Genomic DNA, 22,988 nt, shown 5'->3' with positions numbered 1-22,988 from the left:
AGTGCAAGCACCAATCCTCTGCGTTCTACTTGCATGTATTAGGCACGCCGCCAGCGTTCATCCTGAGCCAGGATCAAACTCTCATATAATTAGTTTGAGTCTACACTCATTCTGTCCACCGACAGATTTATTGTTTTTCTTTTGTTTGACGAGTCATACCTCTCAGTATAACCCCCCGCACATTGGTTCGTCTTGTTCAGTTTTCAAAGGTCTACTGCTGCCTCAGGGACAACTATATCAGTATATCATCACATAAACAACTTGTCAAGGGGTTCTGATGTTTTTTTTATTTTTTTTGAAAAAGAATCTAATTTTCCTTAAAAACAGGGCAAACCATCGAAAATTAGAACATCAAAATCTTCCTTATTTCTTCTCATTCGGAGAAAATTTTTAAGTTCTGCCACTTGTCTTGCCATCTTTTCTTTAACTGACGGGTCTGGTAAAGCTGAAGGCGTTGGGGATTATTTCGAAAATGTGGCGTCGGATGAACTTCCATTTGAAAAATTTCTTCCCAGCCATAAGGACAATAAAATTCTTCTCCTTGGTTTGTTAAGCGAAGTCCAACTGCCGTGCAGCGTTCAGGATATTTACTCATGGCATCACGCGAATCTGTATATGGCTGCGTTTCTGGACTATGGACATGCATGTAAACTTGATTTTTGAGTTCCCATTTATACTGCGGATAATCTGTTTGTAATCTTTTTTCTAATATCAGTGTTTCTTCATAAGAAATTGCCGGATCGTAAAAAATAACATCTACATCTGTTTCTTCATCAAAAGCTAGTTTATCAGTCAAGACATTCCAAATATAATTTCGAATTGTTCCTGCACAAAGCCAACTGTCATTCAACTGAAGACTCTGGATAATTTCTAAAATCTCTTTTATATGGGGATCTGTAACTAGTTGCTTAAGAATCTCGCTCTTTGTCATCTACTTTTCCTCGTAAGTATATCCAAGGTGCTCGTAAGCCTTGCGCGTCGCCACGCGCCCTGTCCGCGTCCGCAAGATAAAGCCTTTTTGAATGAGGTAGGGCTCATACATGTCTTCGACTGTCTCCCGCTCTTCAGCGATATTGACCGACAAAGTGCCGAGACCAACAGGCCCACCGGCGTACATCTCAATCATGGTTTTCAGGATTTTTTGGTCAACATAATCAAGCCCCTCATGGTCCACATCCAGCATCGAGAGCGCCTGGTCTGTCACGACATCATCAATCAAACCGTCCCCTTTAATCTGTGCATAGTCGCGCACGCGCTTTAAGAGACGATTGGCAATCCGCGGCGTGCCCCGACTGCGTAGCGCCAATTCAACCGCTGCTTGGTGAGTGATGTCTATGTCAAAAATCTCAGCAGTCCGCTCGACAATCTCTGTCAAATCAGTCTCTTCATAATACTCCATATGGCCAGTGATGCCAAAACGCGCCCGCAAAGGATTGGACAACATGCCTGCCCGCGTCGTTGCCCCAATCAGGGTAAAAGGCGGCAAGTCCAAGTGAACGCTGCGGCTCGTATCTCCCGTCCCAATCATAATATCAATGTAAAAATCTTCCATGGCGCTGTAAAGCACTTCTTCCACCGCCATTGGCAGACGATGAATTTCATCGATAAAGAGGACGTCGCCCGGTTCTAGGTCGTTTAAAATTGCCACCAGGTCGCCAGCTTTTTCAATGACTGGACCAGATGTCTGCTTGATGCCCACGCCCAGCTCGTTTGCGATGACCAAAGCCATGGTTGTCTTTCCTAGCCCCGGCGGTCCAAACAAAAGCACATGGTCCAGGGCTTCGTCGCGCAATTTGGCTGCCTCAATAAAAATTTGCAACTGATTTTTGACCTTGTCCTGCCCGATATATTCTCTTAAAAATTGAGGGCGGAGGGTGCGCTCGACCAACTCCTCATCACCCATTACATCATTATCTAAAATTCTACTCATACTTTTCATTATAACAAAAAAGACGCCGTTTTCCCAACGTCTGTGCTATAAAAATTATTCCACGTTGTTTAAAATCTTGTCTTTATAGTAAGCAAAAAAGCTCTTTTTTGCCACAACACTTGTGACGCGCCCTTCAAGACCATATTTAATCGCAGAAGTATTTTTGTCAAGCTTAACCTTAGCTGTTACCTTAAAAAGATTACCTTGTTTGGTTTCCGTTGCAGAGTGTGCAACACTATCAATGGTTCCTGTTAATACCAATGATTTTTTGCCAACTTTTTCAAACTGCATTCGAGCCAGTTGTCCCTTTTTAAGTAGGGTTATGTAATTTGAAGGTACGTAATAGGTAATCAGAACATCTTGATTGGCAACGATTGGTGGATAAACTTGAGCAATTTCTACTCCCTTAGGTAGCAGATTTTTCCCTTTGTAGCCAGCATTTAGATGAATCACCCCATTTTCAGGAGCAATAATTTGTGTATTTGCTAGAATATTATCAGCTTGCGCTAACTGACTCTCTAACTCAGTTATTTTAACTTGGATGTCATTTGATTGCTGACTGGCATTTTGAAGGAACTGCGCCCTCAAAGTTTCAACCTTACTCGAAAGACTTGTATCATAAGCTGATGTCACTTTGGAACTAGCTTGCTGGGTTCTAAGCGTCGCTATGCTATCTTCCATACTCGAAATTTTCTCGTCTAATTGTGCGAGGTACTGATTTTTCCCCGTTCCTTCCTGATCTTGGCTAAGATAGCTCTTAAACTCAGCTTGAAAAGGATTGGTATTGGAAATGCTCGTTTTATTGTTTTCAACTGCTGTCTTAATCTCTCGATAGGCATTGATTTTTTGCTGAATACTGTCTAGCTGGCTGTCCAAAGCTGCCATTGTTTGACCGTTTGCTGTAATTTGATTGCTAATATCACTATTCGTTTTGTTAATTCCCTGTTTGATGTCCTCAACTTGGCTATTAAAATTTCGATAAGTGTTGATATAACCAAATTCATCTTCACCTGTGAATAGATTATTGTCTTGATTTAGACTGGCTTTCAAAACATCCAAACTCGCCGTCTGCCGTTTATAGGTCTCCAGCTGTTTACTAAGAGCCTCTTTTTGCGAGCTTTCCATTGTCTTTGAATAAGTCAATAATAACTGTCCCTTTTCAACCGTTTCATTATCTACTAGATTATTTGTTATCACAGCATTGTCACTAGTTGACTGGATAGTTGCAATCACCTGGGTTGGAGTGATTGTCCCAACTGCTTGAACTGTAATTTCTTTTTGTGCCAAGAATGAAAAAGCAAAAAGAAAAAGTACCAGAAGAACCAAAGGAACAACCAAAACTGTTGCGAAATTGTGATAACGTCGTCGTGAAAATTCGGCACTTTTAAATAAATTAGCATTCATAAGCCGTCTCCTTATTTACTAAATAGTTGATGATAAAAACCAGATGCAGACATCAATTTAGCGTGAGAGCCTTGCTCAATTACATGTCCCTGATGAAGAACTATCACCTTGTCCGTCCGCTCAGAAATACTTAATCTGTGAGCGACAAAAATGATCGTTTTATCCGTCATTGCCATCAAATTATCAATGACCTTTTTCTCCGTCAAAACATCCAATCCACTTGTAGCCTCATCTAATATCAAAACAGGAGCTTTAGTCAAAAAAGCACGCGCCAAGGCAAGCCGCTGTTTTTGGCCACCGGAAAGGCCCGCTCCATCAGACAATTCAGTTTGATAACCTAGAGGCATCGCCTCAATATCTGCCCGAATCTCTGCTAACTCGCAAGCTCGAATCACATCTGCTTGACTGATATCCTCTCTTGCACCTAGGGTAAGGTTTTCCAAAACGGATCCGCTGAAGACATAGGCCTGTTGAGGAAGATAGTTAATGTAACGCCGCAAAACCGTTTTATCAATATTTTTCAAATCTTGACCATTAATCATAATCTTCCCTTTGTACGGATCGTAAAAATGAACCAGCATCTTAGCCAAAGTCGTCTTCCCTGAGCCACTAACTCCAACCAAACTTATTTTCTCTCCGGGTGTTATAGTTAAGCTAATATCAGACAGAGTATCTCGACCAAAGCCATATTTATAGGATACGTCACAAAGAGTGATGTTTCCCGCTAAATTTTCTAGATTGTCAATCCCCTTTTTCTCTTGAAATTCCGAAGAAACCAAATAGACCTCATTAAGACGATTATTAGCCACCTTGGCTGATTGTAATTTTGTTTGCAGATTAATAATATTTTCCAACGGATTGGTAAAATAAGTCAGCAGAGTATTATAGGTAATCAACTGCCCAATCGAAATTTGATTTTTCATGACAAGATTGGCTCCAACCCAGAGAATAAGCACATTGAGAATGAGCTGCGCGCCTTGTTTAAGAGCCGTTTGAATCGTGGTAGATTTGTTCAGTTGAAAAGATTTATCCAAATAATCAACAAAATCACTATCTATCTTTTGATAACGAGTTTCCTCGCTAGTTAAAGACTTAATGGTTTCAATTCCATTTATGTCCTCAATAATTGATGAGCTAACCATAGAATTGGCCTGCATCACATTATGGTTCATTCGTTCAAAAGATCTCATGAAAGCAAAAATAATGATTGCATAGATCGGAATAGACAGCAGTGTCAGAAGAAAAAGGTTGACATTCTGTAAAAGAAGAAACCCACCAACCAAAACTAGGATAGTAAGATCTAAAAAGAGAGATAAAATAGTCGAAGCAAGTGCATCAATGATAGAATTGGCATCTGTAAAGCGAGAAATCACCTCTCCTGTCCGTCTGGTCGCGAAAAAAGACATGGGGAGAGAAAAAATATGACGAATATAAGCCAAAATAACATCTATCGTCAACCGCTGACTAAGCACCGTTAACAAATAATCACGTGAAAAGATCATCAGCTGCTGCAATATGTAAGCAATGATAAGACCGATAGAGATAATTCCTAAAGTCGAACGCATATGATTGGGAATATATTCATCTAAAATCCCTTGCAGGTAATAGGAACCAACAATATTCATCAGCGTTATTAGCAAGCTAGCCAGAACAATATAGGTGATCAAAGTTCTTTGCTTAAAAATAAGAGGCATAAAACTAAAAAGACCATTCTTTTGGTCATGATGAGGTTTGTAACTCGGTTCAGGAGCAAGAAAAATCGCCACACCTGTCCACTCCGATGCAAAATGTTCTTTTTTCATCTTGGTTACTTTGACAGCGGGATCTGGATCGCCAATAATCAGATAATCTTTCTTACTCGCATAAACCACATAATAATGCTGGAGCTTCCCTTCTTTATTGACATGAGCAATAAAAGGATAAGGAAGATCTTCCATATTAAAAAGACTCATATCTGCTTGAATCGGACGAGTCTCAAAGCCAATTTTCTTTGCCGCTTCCACCAAGCCTAGTGCTGTCGTTCCCTCCTTGGTCGTTTTTGCTAATTCCCGCAAATGCGCCAAAGAATAATCCGACCCATAGTGCTTTGCTACCGAAGCAAGCGCCGCAACTCCACAATCTCTCGCATCAATTTGCGGGACAAAACGATAGCGATGCAACATAATTTTCTCCTTTAACTTTTTTAAATTATAAAATTTTTTAACCACGAAAGACGCCTTGTTAAAACTCTCTTGGTTTATTGACAATCCTACTAGTCCAGTAAGCAAACTTTATGATTATCTTTGATGTAAAAAGAATAATATCTTTTCTACAACTATTATAAAATATCTTTATTTATTTGTTCAGCTTGGTTGCGAAAGGTCAAATTTTAAGTCTGAACGGTCAAAAAATCTTTTATTCAAAATATTTTTCTCTCCCATCACTGTATTATACCTTGTCAAAATGATCAAACAAGGCTAAAAAATAAAAGAAGAACATCAAAATTAACAATGTTCATCTTTTACAATATTGAATTACTTCTACAAATTATTGCACCGTAGCATGATAAATTGTCGTTGAAGTAAATATTTGCCCAGCGCGAAGAATAACTTCTTCACATTTATCGGTGTGAATGGCATCTGGCAAGGCCTGCGCTTCTAATGCAAAGCCATTATGAATACGAGCTGGTTGACCAGAAAGGTAGGTAGTATCGTCGTAAACATTTGCCGTGTAAATAACGAGAACAGGTCTATCAGTCTTTAGCGTAAGTTTGCGACCTGTTTCAGGATCATAAAAAGTCGCTGCTAGTTGTTCCTCTCTTAACTCAAATGGATGGTCAATTCCGCCCACTAGCTGAATTTGCTCATGCTTTGAAGCAAAGATATGACTAAAATTTGTCCCCTCTTGCAAATCTTTTACAAAATCAGGAATTTCATATCCACCCAGCGGAATGGAATTGTCATCAATCGGATAAATTCCCTCCGTTGCAAGTTGAACCTGCGTGTCATCTATAGTCTGAGTGAAGTCTCCTGATAAGTTAAAATAGCTATGATTAGTTGGATTTACCAAGGTATCCTTGTCTGTCTGAATTTGATAAGAAACTTCAAGCTCCCCTTTTTCTGTCAGAGCAAAGGAAATCCAAACTTTGAGGTGACCGGGAAAACCACCCGTACCGTCAGCTCGTTCTGTGAAGAAAGTCAAGCCGTCATTACTAATTTCCTCAACTTGAAAGACGATACCCTCAAAACCAGTTGAGCCGCTGTGAAGATTGTTTGTCCCATTATTTGCTTCAAGCTCGTAGTGTTTATCTCCCAAGTCAAAGGAGGCGGTTGCAATCCGTCCTGCAACTGGACCAATACTTGCTCCAAAGCGGGGGCTGTTTCCTACATACTCTTCAAAACTGTCAAACGCAAGCAGAATATTTTCAATCTTGCCTTCTTTGTCAGGTGTTGCATACTCTAAAATAGTAGCGCCGTAGTTCATGACTGACAAGCGATAACCCGTTTCGTTTTCAAAAGTATAGCGTAGAATATCCTGCCCTTTAAAATTTCCAAATATTTCTGTGTGATAGGCTTTCATTTATTGCCTCCCTTATACCTTTAGCCCTCAAATGGATGAATAATTACACCTTGCACCACGCGGTTTACCGTACCTGTTGGTGATGGTGTGTCAGGTCGATTGCCAACCTTGAGTGAGGTCAAAAGTGAGAATAACTGTCCGTAGACAATATATGGGAAAGCACGGTAAACATCAGCAAGTTCTACTTCAGATGACAGTACTACTTGCTCAACATTTTCCAAGGCTTCTGCTTTATCAGTAAAGTAAACAACTTTGCGCGCAATTTGATCGCCTGCAACTTCACGTACCAAGTCTAAATCGTAGAGTTTTGTATATGGCTTAGTTGAGCCAAAGATCAAGACAACCGTTTCTTCATTGATGAGAGATTTTGGTCCATGACGGAAACCGACTGGGCTTTCATACATAGTTGCTACTTGACCAGCTGTTAATTCCAAAATTTTCAGCTGCGCCTCATGCGCTAAGCCAAAGAAGCCGTCTGCACCAAGGTAGATAACACGGTTAAAGTCCAAGTCAACTAGATTTTTGATGTCGGCAACATTATCTAACACACCTTGTGACACGGCCGCTAGCGCTTTAACGCTTGCTTCTTTTTCTTCTAGACTTTCCTTGCCAAAGACCAAAAGTGCTGTCAACATCATAGAAGTAAAGCTACTTGTCATAGCAAAACCAGCGTCATTACTACGGCTTGGTTGGAGAAGCAAAAGGTTTGTATCATCGCCATGAGCTTGCTGCGCCAATTTACCCTCAGCTGCGCAAGTGATGGTCACTTGGTAAAGGTCTTTAACCAACTGTTTTGCCAAGTCAACTGCTGCTACACTTTCAGGTGAATTTCCAGAGCGAGCAAAAGATACCAAAACTGTCGCTACATCTGCTTGTAAGTACGGAAGTGGATTTGCTACGATGTCAGTTGTCGCAATAGAATTGAAATTCCACTTTTTCTCATCATAAAGAGCGCTCAAGTGTGACACAATGCTATCTCCGACATAAGCAGAAGTCCCAGCACCTGTGAAAATAACCTTGATATAATCATGTTTAGCTGCAATATTTGCTAAAAAGCTTTCAATTTGTGCAACTTGTTCCTTATAGTTGGCAAAAGTTTCCAACCATACGTCAGGCTGTTGATAGATTTCGCGCGTCGTAATCTCTGCGCCTAATTCTATCAATTGTTCTTTTGTGTAATCTAACATTTTATTCCTCATTTTCTAAGAAATAGAGCTTGAGCCAAAAGTCGCCCAAGCTCTAATTATTATTCATCTTCGTCTGATAACATCCCTGCAAGCACGGCTTTAACATCTACGATGTATTCACTTGCTTTTTCAGGATAGTTTGTGGAAGTCCCTGTCAAGGCATCGTTTAAATAAGCGATAACCATTGGCATGTTCATTCCAGCATAGAGCTCGATGTCTTGTCCTTCCATAATCAAGCGGCTAACCACATTACACGGTGTTCCGCCTAAAAGATCTGCAAAGACGATGTACTCTTCTAAACCTTTAGTTGTTTCATTAAATTTCACTTGGAAATCCTCAGGACCATCCTCTGGTAAAAGTGCAACTGCATGAATACCATCTTGAGGCCCCATAATCATTTCCACACTTTTTTTCAGTTCTTCGCAGAAACGACCATGACTAACTAAAATTAAATCTTTCGCCATTTATCCTGCCACCTTACTAAACACCAAGAATTGGTACTTTGAAGTAGAATGAGAAGGCAGATACCCCAAGGGCGATTAAAATAACTAAGAAGATTGCTTTGGTTGAATTCATCCCTTTCTTACCAAGAAGCCAGAAAATAAATCCTGTAAAGAGCGCTGGCAAAAGGCGTGGGAAGATTCGATCAAGTGTTGCTTGAAGATCAAATGGAACCGTACCAAAATTGTGTACAAAGGTAAATTTGAAGTTGATCATAGTTGCGACAAGCGCACCAACCATGAAAGTACCAAGAACAGTTGCAGCGTCAGTAAGTGCTGACAATCTATCTTGCATTGTTGTAACGAGGTTAACCCCTTCTTTATAAGCAAACTCTAATTGTTTCCAACGAAAGAGATTGATACCAAATGCCGCTACTGCCACCCAGATAAGCACCCCAATTGGGCTACCTTCAAGTGCCATACCAGCAGCAAGACCACCAAGGATAGCTGGAATAGTTGCGGCAAAAACGGCATCACCAATAGCAGCGAATGGTCCCATCAAACCTGTTTTAATACCTGTAACAGCATCTTTTGAAGCTACTCCTTCATTTTCTTCCAAAGCGAGGTCAATACCTGCGATAATTGTGTGGAAGAAGTTAGAAGTGTTGAAGAATTGTGTATGCGTACGCATCATTTCCTGCAACTCAGGAGTTCCGTCTCCGTACATTTTGCGCAATTGTGGCAAAATCATATACAGGTAACTAGTTGCTTGCATACGTTCGTAGTTCCAACCCCATTGGAAGGTGAAGAGACTACGTTTGTTGATTTGATTAAAATCTTCTTTTGTTAATTTATACTTAGAGTTCGTCATCGTCGATTTCCCCGCTTTCTGATGGTACTGATGCAGCTGCTGCTGGACGGCTAACTGCATTCTTGTAGCTAATAGATGCAAGCGCAAAACCGATTACGGCGATACCAATCATTGGTAGTCCATTGAAGCTGCCTGCAAATGCTGCAAGTTTTTCTTGATCAACCAATTCTTTAACAAGTGGAATACCATAAAGAGCTGATACACCACTGCCTAAAGTTGAGATGTAACTAAATACAGTGGTCAATACAGCTGTGATTGCAAAACCAAGTCCAAGGTAAGCCAAATTTTTCTTAACTGGCAAGTAACGAAGCAAGATAGCAAAACCGACACCAGGAAGCATCTTACCTGCAAGAGCAAGTCCATCAGCCACCCATTGTGCATTGTTAGCCAACCAATCTGAGAATGCTTGAACTGCTGGACCACCAAGAGCAAGAGCAAGGAATACAGGAAGAGCACGAGAAAGGGCCCATGGCACTGCACCTAAAAGATAGTCACGTTCGATTGCCTTATAGTTAAAGTTTTCAATGTGAGTATCAATGCGGTGTGCGAAGTAAGTAGTAGAGAAACGTCCAAGTACGTCTGTATAAACGAGGAGCGCCGCTACTGGTACCGCAATACTAGTAATAGCTGCTTCTGGTTTCAACCCTTTGGTAACGATAGAGAAAGCTGTCGCAAGAACCGCACCTGAAGTTGCGTCAATACGAGAAGCACCACCAAAGGTACCGACCCCAAGAACAACGAGTTGCAAGCTACCACCGATATATAGACCAGTTGTCATATCTCCCATAATAAGACCCGTGATAAAACCTGCAAATACTGGTGAACCAGCTGATGTATTAATCGTCAACTCGTCCAAGATTTGATACGCTGAGTACAGCGTAAGCAAGAGAATTTGCCACCATTGTATCATAACAATGACCTCCTAAAAAGTTTTTCTTATTTTAACAATTTCATAAAGTCTTCAACTGGATCGTTTGGCACCATTTGGGCAGTGATTTTCACGCCTTTTTCGTGCAACTTGTTGAATACTTCGACATCTTCGTCTACCACGTTAATAGAACGTGTGATAGAGCGTGTTTCTGGCGTTTGAGACATATTTCCAACATTGATCGTTTCAAGTGGAACGCCCAATTCAACCAATTTCAAGAAACGGTCTGGACGACGCGCAACGATGAAAAGACGTTGTGAATCGTATTTACCAGCCAAAATGTTTTCAGCCGCCTTAGCAACAGGAAGAACACTCAATTTCACTCCTGGTGGTGTGGCAAGCTTCAAACCACTTTTTTCGATCGCATTTTCGGCCACCTCATCATCCACAACCATAATACGTGAAATCTGCAATTTTGTAGACCATAAGTTAGCTACTTGTCCATGGATTAGACGTCCGTCAATCCGTACTCCGACGATTGTCATAAATTTTCCCCCTTTACGAGTTTAAAATTAGGTTTTTGATTAAAAGTAATCCGTTGATCATAAATCCCTTCGGTTTCAAAGACAATGACTTGATTGTCTCCCTCTTTGAGAAAACCTTTAGGAACATAGAGTGAAAGGGTTGGTCCAACATTCCAAAAGCGTCCAATGTTGTGACCGTTTACGAACACCACACCCTTTCCAAAATTCTCTAGATTGATATATACACTATTATAAAGCGTTTCCATCGAAAAGTCAAATTTATAGAATCCGGGTTGATTTTCTACCCAATCCCTAGTAAAATCAAGATTTTCCAGTGATTTAAAGTCTAATTTATAATGTTTCCAGTCCAAAATAAAATGTAAATCTTTCATCACTCCTTGGCGAATTCCCTTGTCCTGTGTATCTGATAAAAGTTTATTTCCGTAGTTGACCCTTCCCATATTTTCTACAAGAACATCAATGTTTTTTTCTTTTTTTACCTTACCCGCAACAAAAATGTCTTCACCAATTTCTTCTTGATACTGAGTGGCGACCAACTCCCCGTCCACGAAGACTTGAGCTCGATCTCGCCCGTCGATCACTCGGAGGCGTTCTTCTTCCGCATCCCAAACAGCCTTTGTCTCATAAAGGAGATAACCATAATTTTGTCCTAATTCCTTCATTGACCGTGGATAAAGGCTTCTCACTGGTACAGCTAAGTCATCTTTGACTGATAAAAGGCTTACTTTGTCTGTGAGTTCTGCCGTCACTTCCCAATTTTCGTCACGTTCATAAACAAGTGGCTCTAATTGTGGATATTCGGGATAATAAGTCGCTATCATCTTTTTCACGGCATAATACTTGGCGGTTGGATTTCCCGCCTCGTCCAAAAGCGCATCGTAGTCATAAGAAGTAACTTGTGGCAAATCTCTTTGTCCTCGGGCTGAACAACCATTCATGAAACCGAAATTTGTCCCACCATGAAACATATAAAGGTTAATACTTCCCTCTTTTAATGCTTCATGAACAGACTGAGCTAAATCCTCGCCATCACGCGTAATAACGGGCTCATTCCAGCGATTAAACCAGCCATCCCAAAACTCCATACACATGAGCGGCCATTTTTTACCGTGCTCTGCAAAGAATTCTTTCATTGAAGCAAAATTCTCAGCGGCGCGCGAGCCAAAATTTCCTGTCGCTAAGATGTTGTCCTCTATCATGCTCCCTGCCTTAAGAGTCGCACGCCAAGGCCCATCTGATGTGAAGAGTGGACAAGTCACACCGCGTTCCAACATGAGATCACGAACTGCTCGCAGGTAATCCTTATCCTCGCCGTATGAACCGTACTCATTTTCAATCTGCATCATGAGGATATTGCCCCCATTTTCAAGCTGATATTTAACTAAACGAGGCAGTAACTCATCGTAATAGCGAGCTACGTGGGTGAGATAGGCTTTATCCGATGAGCGGATTCGCATGTCTTCAGACAAGAGCCACGCTGGAAAACCACCAAATTCCCATTCAGCACAAATAAAAGGCGATGGGCGTACAATAGCGTAAAGTCCTAAATCTTGTGCTTGTTGTAAGAAAGATTCGACATCCAGTATCCCTGAAAAATCAAATTCCCCTTTTTGTGGCTCATGCATGTTCCACGGAACGTAGGTTTCTACTGTATTAAATCCTAGCGCTTTCAAGTTGTAAAGTGAGTGATACCAATCATCTGGATGAATCCGAAAATAATGAATGGCGCCTGACAAAATTTTAAATGGTTTGCCATCTAAATGGAAAGATTCTTTGATTTCAAAACGTTTCATTTCCATTCACCTCCTTTCTATGCAACCGCTTTCTGTTATTAATATATCAAAATATTTTAAAAATATCAATATATTTTTTGATTTTTTCTTGAAAATGTATTAAAATTAGTTTAGAAAGTATAAATAGGAAAGTGAGGTGGCTACCATGGCAATCCCCAAATACCAGCAAATCGAAGAAGATTTGAAACAGCAAATTATTTCTGGTAAATTTGAAAATGGTGATAAGTTCTACACAGAGGCTGAACTGATCAAGATTTATGGTGTTAGTTCTATCACGGTCGTGCGGGCTCTCAATGATTTAGCAGCAGATGGATATATCATTCGTCAGCAAGGTAAAGGAACTTTCGTTTCCCGTTCTCGTAAGCACAAGCTTGTTGAGTTTTCTGATGTAGAAGTTTTTTCTATGCAAAACGACCAAGTCATTGTTCTTTCCATTGAACGTGGTAATGAAGAATTTTATTTAGAAAAGCTCGGCTTGAAGAAAAAGGAATTTTATTACAAGATTGAGCGGGTTCGCAAAACAGGCGGACAACCTTATATTTATCATCATTCTTATATTCCTGAACAATATATCAATGCGAATTATCCAAATTTAGATTATTATAGTTCTATCTATCGTCGCTTCAAAAATGACTATCATATTCACATGAATGATGAACATTTTGAAGAAATCAATGAAATTGTTTATCCGACACCAGAAGATGTGGCGAAAGTCTTAGAAATTGAACCACAGTTTCCAACTGTCTTTCAGGTAAAAACCACATCACTCACAACAACTGGACAAGTCTTAGAATACAGCGAAACTTACAAACGTGGTGATTACTTCAAGATTAAATTCTTGAGCCAAAATTAATGCATATTAAAAACGAGATACATTAGAAATGTGTCTCGTTTTTGTATCTTAATCCAGGCCCACGCGCTGGAAGATTTCGTCCACCCGCTTGGTGTAGTAAACAGGGTTAAAGATGTCGTCGATTTCAGCTGGCGTTAGGCGTGAGGTGACTTCTTCGTCGGCTTCAAGGAGTGGTCGGAAGTCGGTTTGATTGTCCCAAGCATAGGCCGTTTTTGGCTGTACCAAGTCGTAAGCCTCCTCACGGGTCATGCCTTTTTCAATCAAGCTCAGCATGACGCGCTGGCTGTAAATCAGCCCGAAAGTTGACCCCATATTGCGTTTCATATTTTCTGGGAAAACGGTCAGATTTTTGACAATATTGCCAAAGCGGTTGAGCATATAGTCGATGAGAATGGTCGTGTCCGGCGTGATAATACGCTCGGCAGAGGAGTGGGAAATATCACGCTCGTGCCAGAGAGCGACATTTTCAAAAGCCGTCACCATGTGCCCACGAATCACGCGAGCCAGCCCCGTCATATTTTCAGAACCGATTGGATTGCGCTTGTGAGGCATAGCAGAGCTGCCCTTTTGACCTTTAGCGAAAAATTCCTCAACTTCGCGCTGCTCGGACTTTTGCAGACCCCTGACTTCGGTCGCCATGCGCTCGATAGAGGTGGCAATGGTTGCTAGCGCAGCAAAATACTCGGCGTGGAGGTCACGCGGCAGGACTTGGGTGGAAATTTCCTGCGGACGAATGCCTAATTTTTCACAGACATAGCTTTCCACAAAAGGCGGGATGTTGGCAAAATTTCCCACAGCGCCAGAGATTTTCCCAGCTTCTACCCCAGCAGCTGCCCGCTCAAAACGCTCAATATTGCGCTTCATTTCACTGTACCAAGTGGCGAGCTTGAGCCCGAAAGTCGTCGGCTCCGCGTGCACCCCGTGCGTGCGTCCCATCATAATGGTGAACTTGTGCTCACGCGCCTTGTCGGCGATAATGTCGGTAAAGCGGCGCAAATCCTCGCGAATAATGTCGTTTGCCTGCTTATAGAGGTAGCCGTAGGCGGTGTCAACCACGTCGGTCGAGGTCAGACCGTAGTGCACCCACTTGCGCTCATGTCCCAGGCTCTCAGAAACCGCCCGCGTGAAAGCCACCACGTCGTGGCGTGTTGCTTCTTCGATTTCCAAAATGCGGTCGATGTCAAAAGTCGCTTTCTCGCGAATCAGCGCCACATCCTCCTTGGGAATTTCGCCCAGCTCAGCCCAAGCCTCATCCGCCAAGATTTCCACTTCCAACCAAGCGCGATACTTGTTTTCCTCTGTCCAAATGGCTCCCATTTCGGGGCGTGTGTAACGTTCTAGCATGTTTTCTCCTTATTGCTTCTTTGCTTGCTCTTGCTCCTTAATCAAGTTTGAAACCAAGTCCAAACGCAGGGCAAAATGCTGGTCTAAATCGCTGTCTAGCGGTAACTTGTAAATCGCCAAATAATCCTGCGGAAATTGCTCTTTCAACTCCGCCAACTTTGCTTCCACCTTGGCCTCGTCGGCACTAGCATAAGCAATCTGAAAAATCGGCTCCTCACCGTCCGCAAAAGCGTGGGTAATTAGTTTAATCATGTGGGTCTCCTTTACAATGAAATTTATGTTTTTATAAAATAATCGCAGACTATATTGCCACTTGAAATCTTAGGATAGTCAATGCCATATTCTTGTTTTTCAAGATAGCAATAACCGTTGCTATCTACTCTATATTCACTTTTAACATGTTCTCCTACCAGTGTAGTATAGTAAAAGATTAGCTTTTGAGGAACATGTGTAAAATCAGCATCACCGTCAACCCATTTATCAAGATGCTCTTTCAAATGACTTTTTGAAATCACATAAATTCTTTCACCTGCACTTAATCTAGAAATACGTTCATAATGACTGTTCCCGTCACCAAATTGAATACAAAGATTGAATAGCGGTTGAGCATTTAAAATTTCGATAGATAAAGCCTTATCCATTCTGTTTTCATTATTGTATTGTAATTCAAAATTATTACTTTCAACGAATTTATTCGTGCGTTGCTTTTCCAAGTGATACCAATATTTATTATTAAAATATACACGACTTCCAGATTTTACTAATTGATAATCATTTTCAACCGCTAATTCAGGTCGAAACCTTGTTTTTTCCTTTTCTTTTTCTAGGAACATTTGGAAATGAATCATCAGAGCTGAAATCACAATACCAATGATAGCTCCGTAAAAACTTAACCAATCACCCAAATTTCTATCTAATAATTTTAACAGTAAATTAAGTAAAACAGAAAATATTGGACCAGATAATAGTACCACCGTGAAGATTAAAGTCAATAAAATTTTATTTTCACTAATGTATTTCCTCACCCAAACTCCTCCTTCTCAATCGCAACCGAGGGGTAATGGGCTAGCTGATTGAGTTCGGTGTCTAGCGGCAGGTCGTAGATAGCGAGATAATCGTTGGGGTAGCTCGCTTGGTAGTCGACAAACTTGCTGGCTACTTTTTCATGGTCGGAACTGGCAAAAAGCACTTCCACCACGCCGACCTCATCAACGAAAGCGTGGATAATGATTTTTATCATCCTATTCTCCTCTCTAGTCTAAACTCACCTCATCCGTCTCCTCTGTAAGCAAAGTCACGTGTCCCATTTTGCGGTTGTGCTTGGCTTCTTCCTTGCCGTAGAGGTGCAGGTGCGCCTGCGGGTGCTCTTTGACAAAGGCTGCCGCTGCTTCCAAATCTTGTCCGAGGACATTGAGCATGACGGCTGGCTCATGGAGCTTGATTGTCGGCAATTCTTGCCCCAAAACACCTAAAATATGGGTGTCAAATTGGGAAAAATTGCAGGCTTCAATGCTGTAATGCCCCGAATTATGAGGACGCGGAGCGATTTCATTGACCAAAAGCTCCTTGCCCGCCACAAACATCTCTATACATAGTGTACCAGAAAGCTGGATTTCTGTGGCGATTTTTCTAGCCATTTCTTCGGCTTGCACGGCTAAAATAGCGGAAAGACGCGCAGGAACAATGGTTTTTGCGAGAATGTTGTTGCGGTGAATATTTTCCTGAAGGGGAAAAACGGTGACATCGTGTCCATTTCCCGAAATCAAGACCGAAATTTCCTTGTCAAAAGGTACGAAATCTTCCAAAACGCAATCGCAAGGCGCTTGGTCGGCTAGCTGGCGTGCTTCTTTAAGGCTAGCCTCGTCCTTGATAACGACTTGACCGTGTCCGTCGTAGCCACCTGTCGCGGTCTTCAGCACGCGCTTGGTCGAAAAATCACCATAATCCACCAAATCCGCCGCCGACCGAACGATGCGGTAGGGCGCGATATTGACTCCAACCTCGGTCAGAAATTCCTTTTCAGCAATCCGATTTTGCGAAATGCGTAGAAGCCTGGTTCCCTGTGGTAAAGCTGCTAGCTCTGCCACCGCGTCTAGAGTGTCCGCGTCCACATTTTCAAACTCATAGGTCAAGACATCCGCCTGCTCTGCCAACTGACGCAGGGCGGCTTCGTCGTCATAGGGCGCTACAATGACTTGACTGACTTTGGAGGCGGGACAATTCGCAGCAGGATCTAGGGTCACAACCTTGTGCCCTTGATAAATGGCGGAAATAGCCATCATCTGACCGAGTTGACCGCCGCCGATAATTCCGATTGTTTTACTTGAGCTCATCCGTGGAAGCCTCCGCTATCTTTCCTTGCTGGTCTGCAAAATCAGCCAGTTTTTGTGCCAATTCTTGGTCACCCGTAGACAAAATCCGCAGCGCAAGCAGAGCCGCATTGGTTGCGCCAGCTTCTCCGATTGCCATAGTGGCAACGGGCACGCCGCCCGGCATCTGTACAATCGAGTAGAGCGAGTCGACGCCACTTAAGGCGCGTGATTTGACTGGCACGCCGATGACAGGGAGAGTCGTTTTAGCAGCCACCATGCCCGGCAAATGGGCTGCACCGCCCGCGCCCGCGATGATGACTTTGATGCCGCGTCCGCGTGCTTCCTCGGCAAACTGAAACATCAGGTCAGGCGTACGGTGAGCGGAAACGACCTTTTTTTCATAGGGCAGCCCAAAGTCGTCCAAGACCTGAGCCGCTTTTTGCATGGTCGCCCAATCTGACTTTGAGCCCATGATAATTGATACGAGTGCTGTCATTCTGATACCTCTTTACTAAAAAATTCTTTTTTACACTTTTCTTAGGTAGCACGGACGCGAGCAACTCCCTGCTGGGATTTCATCGCTAAAATCTGAGCCACGGTCTCAGATTTTCCGCCCAAGCAACAGCTACCTATCTGTTGCTTGGATTTTACTACAGCGAAAAGTGTCCCTTATAGCTCACTTCGTTCGCTTTTATTGGATTGCTTTTGAGCCAATGTCACGACGGTAGAACAATCCTTTTGTCTCTTGCTGTTCAAGCTGACTGTAAATCCGTTCTTGCGCCTGCGCTACGCTGTCCGCTGTGGTGACCAGCATATAGACTCGTCCACCATTTGATAGCAGCGCTCTGCCATTTTCCGCAAAACGAGCCCCGGCATAGTAGGTGATAACGTCATCCTCTGTCTTTGCTGGAAGCAGGACGCCCTTTTCATAAGCCAGCGGGTAGCCCTCGCTTGCGACCACTACGCCCAGCGTCACGCCCTCACTCGTCCAAGTGAAGTTAGGGCTTTTCCCAGCTAGCAAATCATCTAGATTAACCGCCAAATCAGAGGTCAAGCGCGGCAAAATCACCTGCGTCTCGGGGTCGCCAAAGCGGGCGTTGAACTCGATGACCTTGGGACCGTCCGCCGTCAAAATAAGCCCCGCATACAGCACACCCAGATAAGGACGCTCCTCGGCAATCATGCCCTCAAGAACGGGCTTGATAATGGTTTCCACCGCCTCGTCCACAACGCTAGGAGCTAGGTGAGGAACTGGGGCATAGGCACCCATGCCGCCTGTATTAGGACCTTTGTCACCGTCATAAGCCCGCTTATGGTCTTGCGCCGTCGGCATGAGATAGAAGTCCTGCCCCTTGACAAAGGCAAAGAGAGAAAATTCCTCACCTGAGAGAAACTCCTCGATGACCACTCGTGCACCGCTGTCGCCAAATTGCTTGTCCAGCAGCATCTCACGCGCCGCGTCAACCGCTTCTGCGACCGTCTCAGCGACCACGACGCCCTTGCCCAAGGCAAGTCCGTCTGCCTTGACCACAATCGGCGCTCCTTCTTTTTCGATGTAGGCTTTAGCCGCTTCAAAGTCTGAAAAAGTCTGATAGCGAGCGGTTGGGACGCCATATTTTTGCATGATAGATTTGGCAAAATCCTTGGACCACTCAAGCTCTGCCGCTTCTTTTCGCGGACCGAAAGCCTTGAGCCCTGCGGCTTCAAAATCATTGACCAAGCCTGCTGCCAAGGCATCGTCTGGCCCAACAAAAGTCCAAGCGATGTCATTTTGACTAGCAAAATCAATCAAGCGAGCGTGCTCATCAATCCCGATAGGCAACAAATCCAGACCGTCCAAGGTCATGCCGTCATTTCCCGGGGCAACAAAAACCTGCTCCACCTGTGGCGACTCCAATAATTTTTTAGCAATCGCATGTTCGCGACCACCTGAACCAACGACTAAAAGTTTCATGACAGACTCCATTTACGAATTATTTATTTCTATTTTACCAGAAATGTTCGGCTTAATCTAGGATAAATCGACTTTGGAACCAATTTTTATTTGACAAAAGCAAAGAATGACGAAATAAACTCGTCATTCCCCCTTTATTATTCATCTTGTGCAAAAAATTGTGCGGCTGCGACAGACTTTTTCCAACCCCGATAGAGACTTTCTTTTTTCTCCTCTTTCATTTGCGGCTGGAAGGTTTTGCCAATCGCATTGAGCGCCTTTAACTGCTCCAAATCCTGCCAGTAGCCGACAGACAGTCCTGCCAGAAAGGCTGCGCCTAGGGCTGTCGTTTCTAGATTTTTAGCGCGAGCGATTTCAATGCCCAGAATATCCGCCTGAAACTGCATGAGCAGATTGTTCATAGCAGCACCGCCGTCCACCTTGAGCGACTGGATGTGAATGCCCGTGTCCGCCTCCATGGTATCGGTGACATCGCGCACTTGGTAGGCAATGGATTGCAGGGTCGCCTTGATAAAATCTTCCTTACTCGTCCCGCGAGTCAAGCCGAAAACCGCTCCCCGCGCGTCAGGGTCCCAGTAGGGCGCGCCCAGTCCAGTGAAAGCTGGCACAACATAGACTTCGTCTTCATTTTGCGAAGCTGCTGCTAACCCTTCTGACTCTGGGCTTGTTTCAATCATTCTCAGTCCGTCGCGCAGCCATTGAACCGCACTCCCCGCGATAAATATGGAGCCTTCCAAGGCATAATAAATCTTGCTACCTAGCCCATAGCCAATGGTCGTCAGGAGATTATTTTGCGAAAGGCGGAGTTCCTCGCCTGTGTTCATGATGATGAAAGAGCCTGTTCCGTAGGTGTTTTTGACCATACCGGGCTCAAAAGCCAACTGCCCAAAAAGTGCTGCCTGCTGGTCACCTGCCATGCCTGAGATAGGCACTTGCCCGCCGTAAAAATGGTAAGGCTTGGTGCAACCATAGATTTCGGAGTTTGACTTGACCTCTGGCAACATAACCTGCGGGATATTGAGCAGAGCTAAAATATCCTCGTCCCACTTCAAATCCCTAATATTGTAAAGCATGGTTCGCGCCGCATTGGAGTAATCGGTCACATGTGCCTGACCGTCGGTTAGTTTCCAGACCAGCCAGGTGTCAATGGTACCAAAAAGCAGCTCGCCTTTTTCAGCTCGCTCCTGCGCCCCCTCCACATGGTCTAAAATCCAGCGAACCTTGGTCGCAGAAAAGTAAGCGTCAATGACCAACCCAGTCTTTTGATGAATGAGCTCCGCATGCCCAGCCGCTTTGAGCTCCTCAGCAATAGGCGCTGTCTGCCGCGATTGCCAGACAATGGCATTGTATATCGGCTGCCCCGTTTTCTTGTCCCAAACGACCGTCGTCTCCCGCTGATTGGTAATCCCAATCGCCTCAATCTGACTAGGCTTGATGCCACTCTCAATAAAAGCGCCCGCAATGACCGACTGAACCGAGTTCCAAATCTGATTGGCATTGTGCTCCACCCAGCCCGCCTGCGGAAAAATCTGCGGAAATTCCTTCTGACTGCTGGCTACCTGCTCGCCCGCCCGGTTGAAAATAATCGCCCGCGAACTCGTCGTCCCTTGGTCAATGGCCATAATGTATGTTTCAGTTGACATAAACGCCTCCTTAGCATGATTTCTATTATTAGTATAGCATGTTTTATCCGAAAGCGGTTGCATTTTGGCATGAACTTATAAAAAAGAAGCCTTAAAGACCTCTTTTCTTATTCCTCAATATGGATCATCATTTTTTCTGTATCAACAAAGACTTGGCTGCCAATAGTAAAAGTAAAAAGCGGCTGAGTATGGGCAAAGTCCAGATCGTACAGCACAGGTACGCTCTTAAGTACAGGATATTTATCTAAAATAAAGCGGAAAATTTCCTCCGTCATCTGGCATTCTTTGGGAAAGCGCCCAAACAAAACAGCCTCTGGTCGTTGATAATGCTGAAAAATCGCCGTCAAATGCCATAGAATAATTTCCCATGTATCATCCTCTGCCTCCTCTAGAAAGAGCACATACTTATCTGGATGAGGAGCAAACTCCGTCCCAGTTAGGAGATGAAAAGTTGAAATATTGCCACCACTAGCCACACCTTGAGCCTGTCCTTCATTGTAAACTTTCCACTCAGTTGGATAAAAATGCCGAGTCTGAGCCGGATCATACCAAGGGTCGCTTGACCACTCCGTACTAGGTGTCAAATCATAGCTAGACTTAGTCAGCGCTTGTAACCACATCTTGCTCTGGCAATCCTGTCCCTCTTTCATATTAAAACTCGAATAAGAAGGTCCCATATAGGTTTGCAAGCCCGTCTTTGCGTAGATGGCATTCAGTAAAGCCGTCGTATCCGAGTAGCCACAGATAGGCTTTGGGTGATGTGCAATCAAATCATAATCCAAGTACGGCAAAAGTTCATTACAATTAACGCCACCGATCGTCGCCAAAATCATATCTACACTTTCATCAGAAAAAGCTGCATGCAGATCAGCCACTCAGCTCTCAATCGAAGCTGAGTTTAATACATCATTCTCAAAGTAGTGCTCTGAAAACGAGACCTGAAAACCTAAATTTTCCAGTTTTTCCTTAGCCGCCAAATTCGCCTCGAAACCACCTATTCTTTCAATAGACGAGGACGGACTTAGAACTCGAATATGACCTCCTGCTTCTAATTTTTTCATAGGAACCTCCCTGCCAGCAATTTTAAACATTATAACATAATTCTCACCCAATAAACATTTCCTAGTATAAATTTAAAAACCCGTAAAGATTCAACTTTACGAGTTTTTGATTCATTAGCTCTTACGCCGCAAATACGTTCCACCTAAGCCAACGAGCAAGAGTGCCCCAAGGCCTCCTAACCAGCTCATCACTTCACCGGTTTTTGGTAAAATCTTCTTAGGTTGGTTCGGCGTAGAAGGTGGAGTTGGTTCGGTTGGCTTATGACTGTTGATAATCGTAAAGCCTTTCAGACTTGTCTCATAGCCCTCAACCTTATCTTCCTTCACGCTGTACTCAATCTTCTTCCCGTCCTTGTAGACCGGAAGGTCGCTAAAGCGATAAGTCCAGTTCGTTTCTGCACTAGCAGTCGCTACCTGTCCAGTATCTTCCCCATTGGCAAGAAGATGAACAATGATCTTATCTGGGCGAATACCATCTTGGTTATTGGCGTCATCCCAAACCTTCTCACCAGAAATCATCGTCTTTTCTGGAGTGTAGGTATTTGTGATTGTGTATTGACCATTTGTACTTGGCGTAATCGTAGTTTCGTAATGCTCTACCCGTTTTTCACTCACTTCATAGATAATTTCCTTACCATTTTCATATTTTGGTAAATCTTTAGAAGTGAACTTCCAATTACCATTTGCATCTGGAGTAACTGTGATGGAGTCAACAAGATCCTTACTATCTTTCTTACGAATTTCAATGGTAATCTCTTTCGGACGTTTGCCGTCTTGGTTGTTGGCATCATCCCAAACCTTCTCACCTGAAATCTTAATCATCTCTGGCGTGTGGGTATTGGTAATCTCGTGACCATCAACCTTTGTATCATAACCTTCAACCTTATCTTCCTCAACGGAGTAAGTGATTTCTTTTCCTGCTTCGTATTTTGGTAAGTTAGTGAAAGTATACTTCCAACTATCTGCTTCGGTGACAACCTTAGTCGCAACTTTTGTTTTGACACCATCAACTGTCTTCATAAGGTGAACAGTGATTTCTTTCGGACGTTTNCCGTCTTGATTATCATTATCATCCCACTTCTTGGTCACTTCATAATCCACCACTTTTGGTGTGTAGGAGTTGGTGATATTGAGTCCATCAGTCGTTCCCTTATACTCACTGACAGTTTCTTCTACAACAGTGTACTTGATTTCCTTACCATTCTTATATTTTGGTTTATTGGTA

General features: G+C 43.2%; 21 protein-coding genes, 1 rRNA gene and 1 pseudogene. 1 reads left to right on the top strand and 22 read right to left on the bottom strand.

Features of this window, described 5'->3' with window-relative positions:
• The 12 genes from A3I3_RS0104750 to A3I3_RS0104695 form a co-directional block, all read right to left on the bottom strand.
• Positions 1–89, bottom strand: a 16S ribosomal RNA gene (locus tag A3I3_RS0104750); the annotation flags it as partial.
• Between the two features lie 284 nt (positions 90–373).
• Complete coding sequence (locus tag A3I3_RS0104745; protein WP_018371589.1) at positions 374–931, bottom strand: nucleotidyltransferase family protein; 558 nt, start codon at positions 929–931, stop codon at positions 374–376.
• Positions 932–1,930 carry a Holliday junction branch migration DNA helicase RuvB gene (gene ruvB, locus A3I3_RS0104740; protein WP_018371588.1) on the bottom strand — a complete coding sequence of 333 codons (999 nt, stop codon included), beginning with the start codon at positions 1,928–1,930 and terminating at the stop codon, positions 932–934.
• 54 nt (positions 1,931–1,984) lie between these two features.
• On the bottom strand, positions 1,985–3,334 hold the full coding sequence (locus A3I3_RS0104735) for a bacteriocin secretion accessory protein (protein ID WP_018371587.1): 1,350 nt from the start codon (positions 3,332–3,334) through the stop codon (positions 1,985–1,987).
• Positions 3,335–3,345: 11 nt separating this feature from the next.
• Positions 3,346–5,496 (bottom strand): peptide cleavage/export ABC transporter, encoded by a 2,151-nt coding sequence (locus A3I3_RS0104730; protein WP_018371586.1) that lies wholly within the window; start codon positions 5,494–5,496, stop codon positions 3,346–3,348.
• A 364-nt stretch (positions 5,497–5,860) separates the two neighbouring features.
• Entirely contained in the window at positions 5,861–6,892 is a 1,032-nt protein-coding gene (locus A3I3_RS0104725) for an aldose epimerase family protein (RefSeq protein ID WP_018371585.1), read from the bottom strand.
• Positions 6,893–6,912: 20 nt separating this feature from the next.
• Positions 6,913–8,079 (bottom strand): SIS domain-containing protein, encoded by a 1,167-nt coding sequence (locus tag A3I3_RS0104720; RefSeq protein ID WP_018371584.1) that lies wholly within the window; start codon positions 8,077–8,079, stop codon positions 6,913–6,915.
• Positions 8,080–8,138: 59 nt separating this feature from the next.
• A complete protein-coding gene (locus A3I3_RS0104715) occupies positions 8,139–8,543 on the bottom strand; it encodes a PTS sugar transporter subunit IIA (protein ID WP_018371583.1) in 405 nt (134 codons plus the stop codon).
• Positions 8,544–8,559: 16 nt separating this feature from the next.
• On the bottom strand, positions 8,560–9,390 hold the full coding sequence (locus tag A3I3_RS0104710; protein WP_018371582.1) for a PTS system mannose/fructose/sorbose family transporter subunit IID: 831 nt from the start codon (positions 9,388–9,390) through the stop codon (positions 8,560–8,562).
• Entirely contained in the window at positions 9,377–10,300 is a 924-nt protein-coding gene (locus A3I3_RS0104705) for a PTS mannose/fructose/sorbose/N-acetylgalactosamine transporter subunit IIC (protein ID WP_018371581.1), read from the bottom strand. The genes A3I3_RS0104710 and A3I3_RS0104705 overlap by 14 nt, the downstream gene beginning before the upstream one ends.
• Before the next feature lie 26 nt (positions 10,301–10,326).
• On the bottom strand, positions 10,327–10,803 hold the full coding sequence (locus tag A3I3_RS0104700) for a PTS sugar transporter subunit IIB (protein ID WP_018371580.1): 477 nt from the start codon (positions 10,801–10,803) through the stop codon (positions 10,327–10,329).
• The gene (locus A3I3_RS0104695; protein WP_026129859.1) at positions 10,800–12,596 is read right to left on the bottom strand and encodes a glycoside hydrolase family 35 protein; all 1,797 of its coding nucleotides are present in this window, start codon (positions 12,594–12,596) and stop codon (positions 10,800–10,802) included. Before A3I3_RS0104695 ends, A3I3_RS0104700 begins: the two co-directional genes overlap by 4 nt.
• Positions 12,597–12,741: 145 nt before the next feature.
• Here A3I3_RS0104695 and A3I3_RS0104690 point away from each other — a divergent pair, with 145 nt between their 5' ends.
• Positions 12,742–13,449: a GntR family transcriptional regulator gene (locus A3I3_RS0104690; protein ID WP_019231918.1), complete on the top strand. Its 708-nt coding sequence runs from the start codon at positions 12,742–12,744 to the stop codon at positions 13,447–13,449.
• A gap of 48 nt (positions 13,450–13,497) precedes the next feature.
• Here the strand turns inward: A3I3_RS0104690 and purB are convergent, their stop codons facing one another.
• The 10 genes and pseudogenes from purB to A3I3_RS10140 form a co-directional block, all read right to left on the bottom strand.
• Positions 13,498–14,793, bottom strand: a complete 1,296-nt coding sequence (gene purB / locus A3I3_RS0104685; protein ID WP_018371577.1) for an adenylosuccinate lyase — start codon at positions 14,791–14,793, stop codon at positions 13,498–13,500.
• Between the two features lie 9 nt (positions 14,794–14,802).
• Positions 14,803–15,045, bottom strand: a complete 243-nt coding sequence (locus A3I3_RS0104680; RefSeq protein WP_018371576.1) for a hypothetical protein — start codon at positions 15,043–15,045, stop codon at positions 14,803–14,805.
• 23 nt (positions 15,046–15,068) lie between these two features.
• The gene (locus A3I3_RS0104675; RefSeq protein WP_018371575.1) at positions 15,069–15,818 is read right to left on the bottom strand and encodes a hypothetical protein; all 750 of its coding nucleotides are present in this window, start codon (positions 15,816–15,818) and stop codon (positions 15,069–15,071) included.
• A complete protein-coding gene (locus A3I3_RS0104670) occupies positions 15,815–16,033 on the bottom strand; it encodes a hypothetical protein (protein WP_018371574.1) in 219 nt (72 codons plus the stop codon). Before A3I3_RS0104670 ends, A3I3_RS0104675 begins: the two co-directional genes overlap by 4 nt.
• A gap of 13 nt (positions 16,034–16,046) precedes the next feature.
• Complete coding sequence (purK, locus tag A3I3_RS0104665; RefSeq protein WP_018371573.1) at positions 16,047–17,126, bottom strand: 5-(carboxyamino)imidazole ribonucleotide synthase; 1,080 nt, start codon at positions 17,124–17,126, stop codon at positions 16,047–16,049.
• Positions 17,113–17,601 (bottom strand): 5-(carboxyamino)imidazole ribonucleotide mutase, encoded by a 489-nt coding sequence (gene purE, locus A3I3_RS0104660; protein WP_018371572.1) that lies wholly within the window; start codon positions 17,599–17,601, stop codon positions 17,113–17,115. Before purE ends, purK begins: the two co-directional genes overlap by 14 nt.
• 195 nt (positions 17,602–17,796) lie before the next feature.
• Positions 17,797–19,059, bottom strand: coding sequence for a phosphoribosylamine--glycine ligase (purD, locus tag A3I3_RS0104655; protein ID WP_018371571.1), 1,263 nt, complete (start codon positions 19,057–19,059; stop codon positions 17,797–17,799).
• 137 nt (positions 19,060–19,196) lie between these two features.
• On the bottom strand, positions 19,197–20,702 hold the full coding sequence (glpK, locus tag A3I3_RS0104650; RefSeq protein ID WP_018371570.1) for a glycerol kinase GlpK: 1,506 nt from the start codon (positions 20,700–20,702) through the stop codon (positions 19,197–19,199).
• Positions 20,703–20,809: 107 nt separating this feature from the next.
• Positions 20,810–21,763: pseudogene (locus A3I3_RS0104645) on the bottom strand (S66 family peptidase).
• Positions 21,764–21,877: 114 nt separating this feature from the next.
• Positions 21,878–22,954, bottom strand: coding sequence for a Cna B-type domain-containing protein (locus A3I3_RS10140; protein ID WP_478078756.1), 1,077 nt, complete (start codon positions 22,952–22,954; stop codon positions 21,878–21,880).
• Between the last annotated feature and the right edge of the window lie 34 nt (positions 22,955–22,988).

Origin of the sequence: Streptococcus massiliensis DSM 18628, assembly GCF_000380065.1 — a bacterium.
GTDB classification, from domain to species: Bacteria; Bacillota; Bacilli; order Lactobacillales; family Streptococcaceae; genus Streptococcus; species Streptococcus massiliensis.
This window is presented reverse-complemented; position numbering and strand designations above follow the sequence as displayed.

Bases quoted from the DNA above. Each gene is read 5' to 3' on its own strand.
- purE (WP_018371572.1), bottom strand. From the start codon at position 17,601: ATGACAGCACTCGTATCAATTATCATGGGCTCAAAGTCAGATTGGGCG.
- A3I3_RS0104720 (WP_018371584.1), bottom strand. From the start codon at position 8,079: ATGTTAGATTACACAAAAGAACAATTGATAGAATTAGGCGCAGAGATT.
- glpK (WP_018371570.1), bottom strand. From the start codon at position 20,702: ATGTCAACTGAAACATACATTATGGCCATTGACCAAGGGACGACGAGT.
- purD (WP_018371571.1), bottom strand. From the start codon at position 19,059: ATGAAACTTTTAGTCGTTGGTTCAGGTGGTCGCGAACATGCGATTGCT.
- A3I3_RS0104735 (WP_018371587.1), bottom strand. From the start codon at position 3,334: ATGAATGCTAATTTATTTAAAAGTGCCGAATTTTCACGACGACGTTAT.
- purB (WP_018371577.1), bottom strand. From the start codon at position 14,793: ATGCTAGAACGTTACACACGCCCCGAAATGGGAGCCATTTGGACAGAG.
- A3I3_RS0104725 (WP_018371585.1), bottom strand. From the start codon at position 6,892: ATGAAAGCCTATCACACAGAAATATTTGGAAATTTTAAAGGGCAGGAT.
- A3I3_RS0104690 (WP_019231918.1), top strand. From the start codon at position 12,742: ATGGCAATCCCCAAATACCAGCAAATCGAAGAAGATTTGAAACAGCAA.
- A3I3_RS0104695 (WP_026129859.1), bottom strand. From the start codon at position 12,596: ATGAAACGTTTTGAAATCAAAGAATCTTTCCATTTAGATGGCAAACCA.
- A3I3_RS0104715 (WP_018371583.1), bottom strand. From the start codon at position 8,543: ATGGCGAAAGATTTAATTTTAGTTAGTCATGGTCGTTTCTGCGAAGAA.
- ruvB (WP_018371588.1), bottom strand. From the start codon at position 1,930: ATGAGTAGAATTTTAGATAATGATGTAATGGGTGATGAGGAGTTGGTC.
- A3I3_RS0104745 (WP_018371589.1), bottom strand. From the start codon at position 931: ATGACAAAGAGCGAGATTCTTAAGCAACTAGTTACAGATCCCCATATA.
- A3I3_RS0104730 (WP_018371586.1), bottom strand. From the start codon at position 5,496: ATGTTGCATCGCTATCGTTTTGTCCCGCAAATTGATGCGAGAGATTGT.
- A3I3_RS0104705 (WP_018371581.1), bottom strand. From the start codon at position 10,300: ATGATACAATGGTGGCAAATTCTCTTGCTTACGCTGTACTCAGCGTAT.
- purK (WP_018371573.1), bottom strand. From the start codon at position 17,126: ATGAGCTCAAGTAAAACAATCGGAATTATCGGCGGCGGTCAACTCGGT.
- A3I3_RS0104700 (WP_018371580.1), bottom strand. From the start codon at position 10,803: ATGACAATCGTCGGAGTACGGATTGACGGACGTCTAATCCATGGACAA.
- A3I3_RS0104710 (WP_018371582.1), bottom strand. From the start codon at position 9,390: ATGACGAACTCTAAGTATAAATTAACAAAAGAAGATTTTAATCAAATC.
- A3I3_RS0104680 (WP_018371576.1), bottom strand. From the start codon at position 15,045: ATGATTAAACTAATTACCCACGCTTTTGCGGACGGTGAGGAGCCGATT.
- A3I3_RS0104670 (WP_018371574.1), bottom strand. From the start codon at position 16,033: ATGATAAAAATCATTATCCACGCTTTCGTTGATGAGGTCGGCGTGGTG.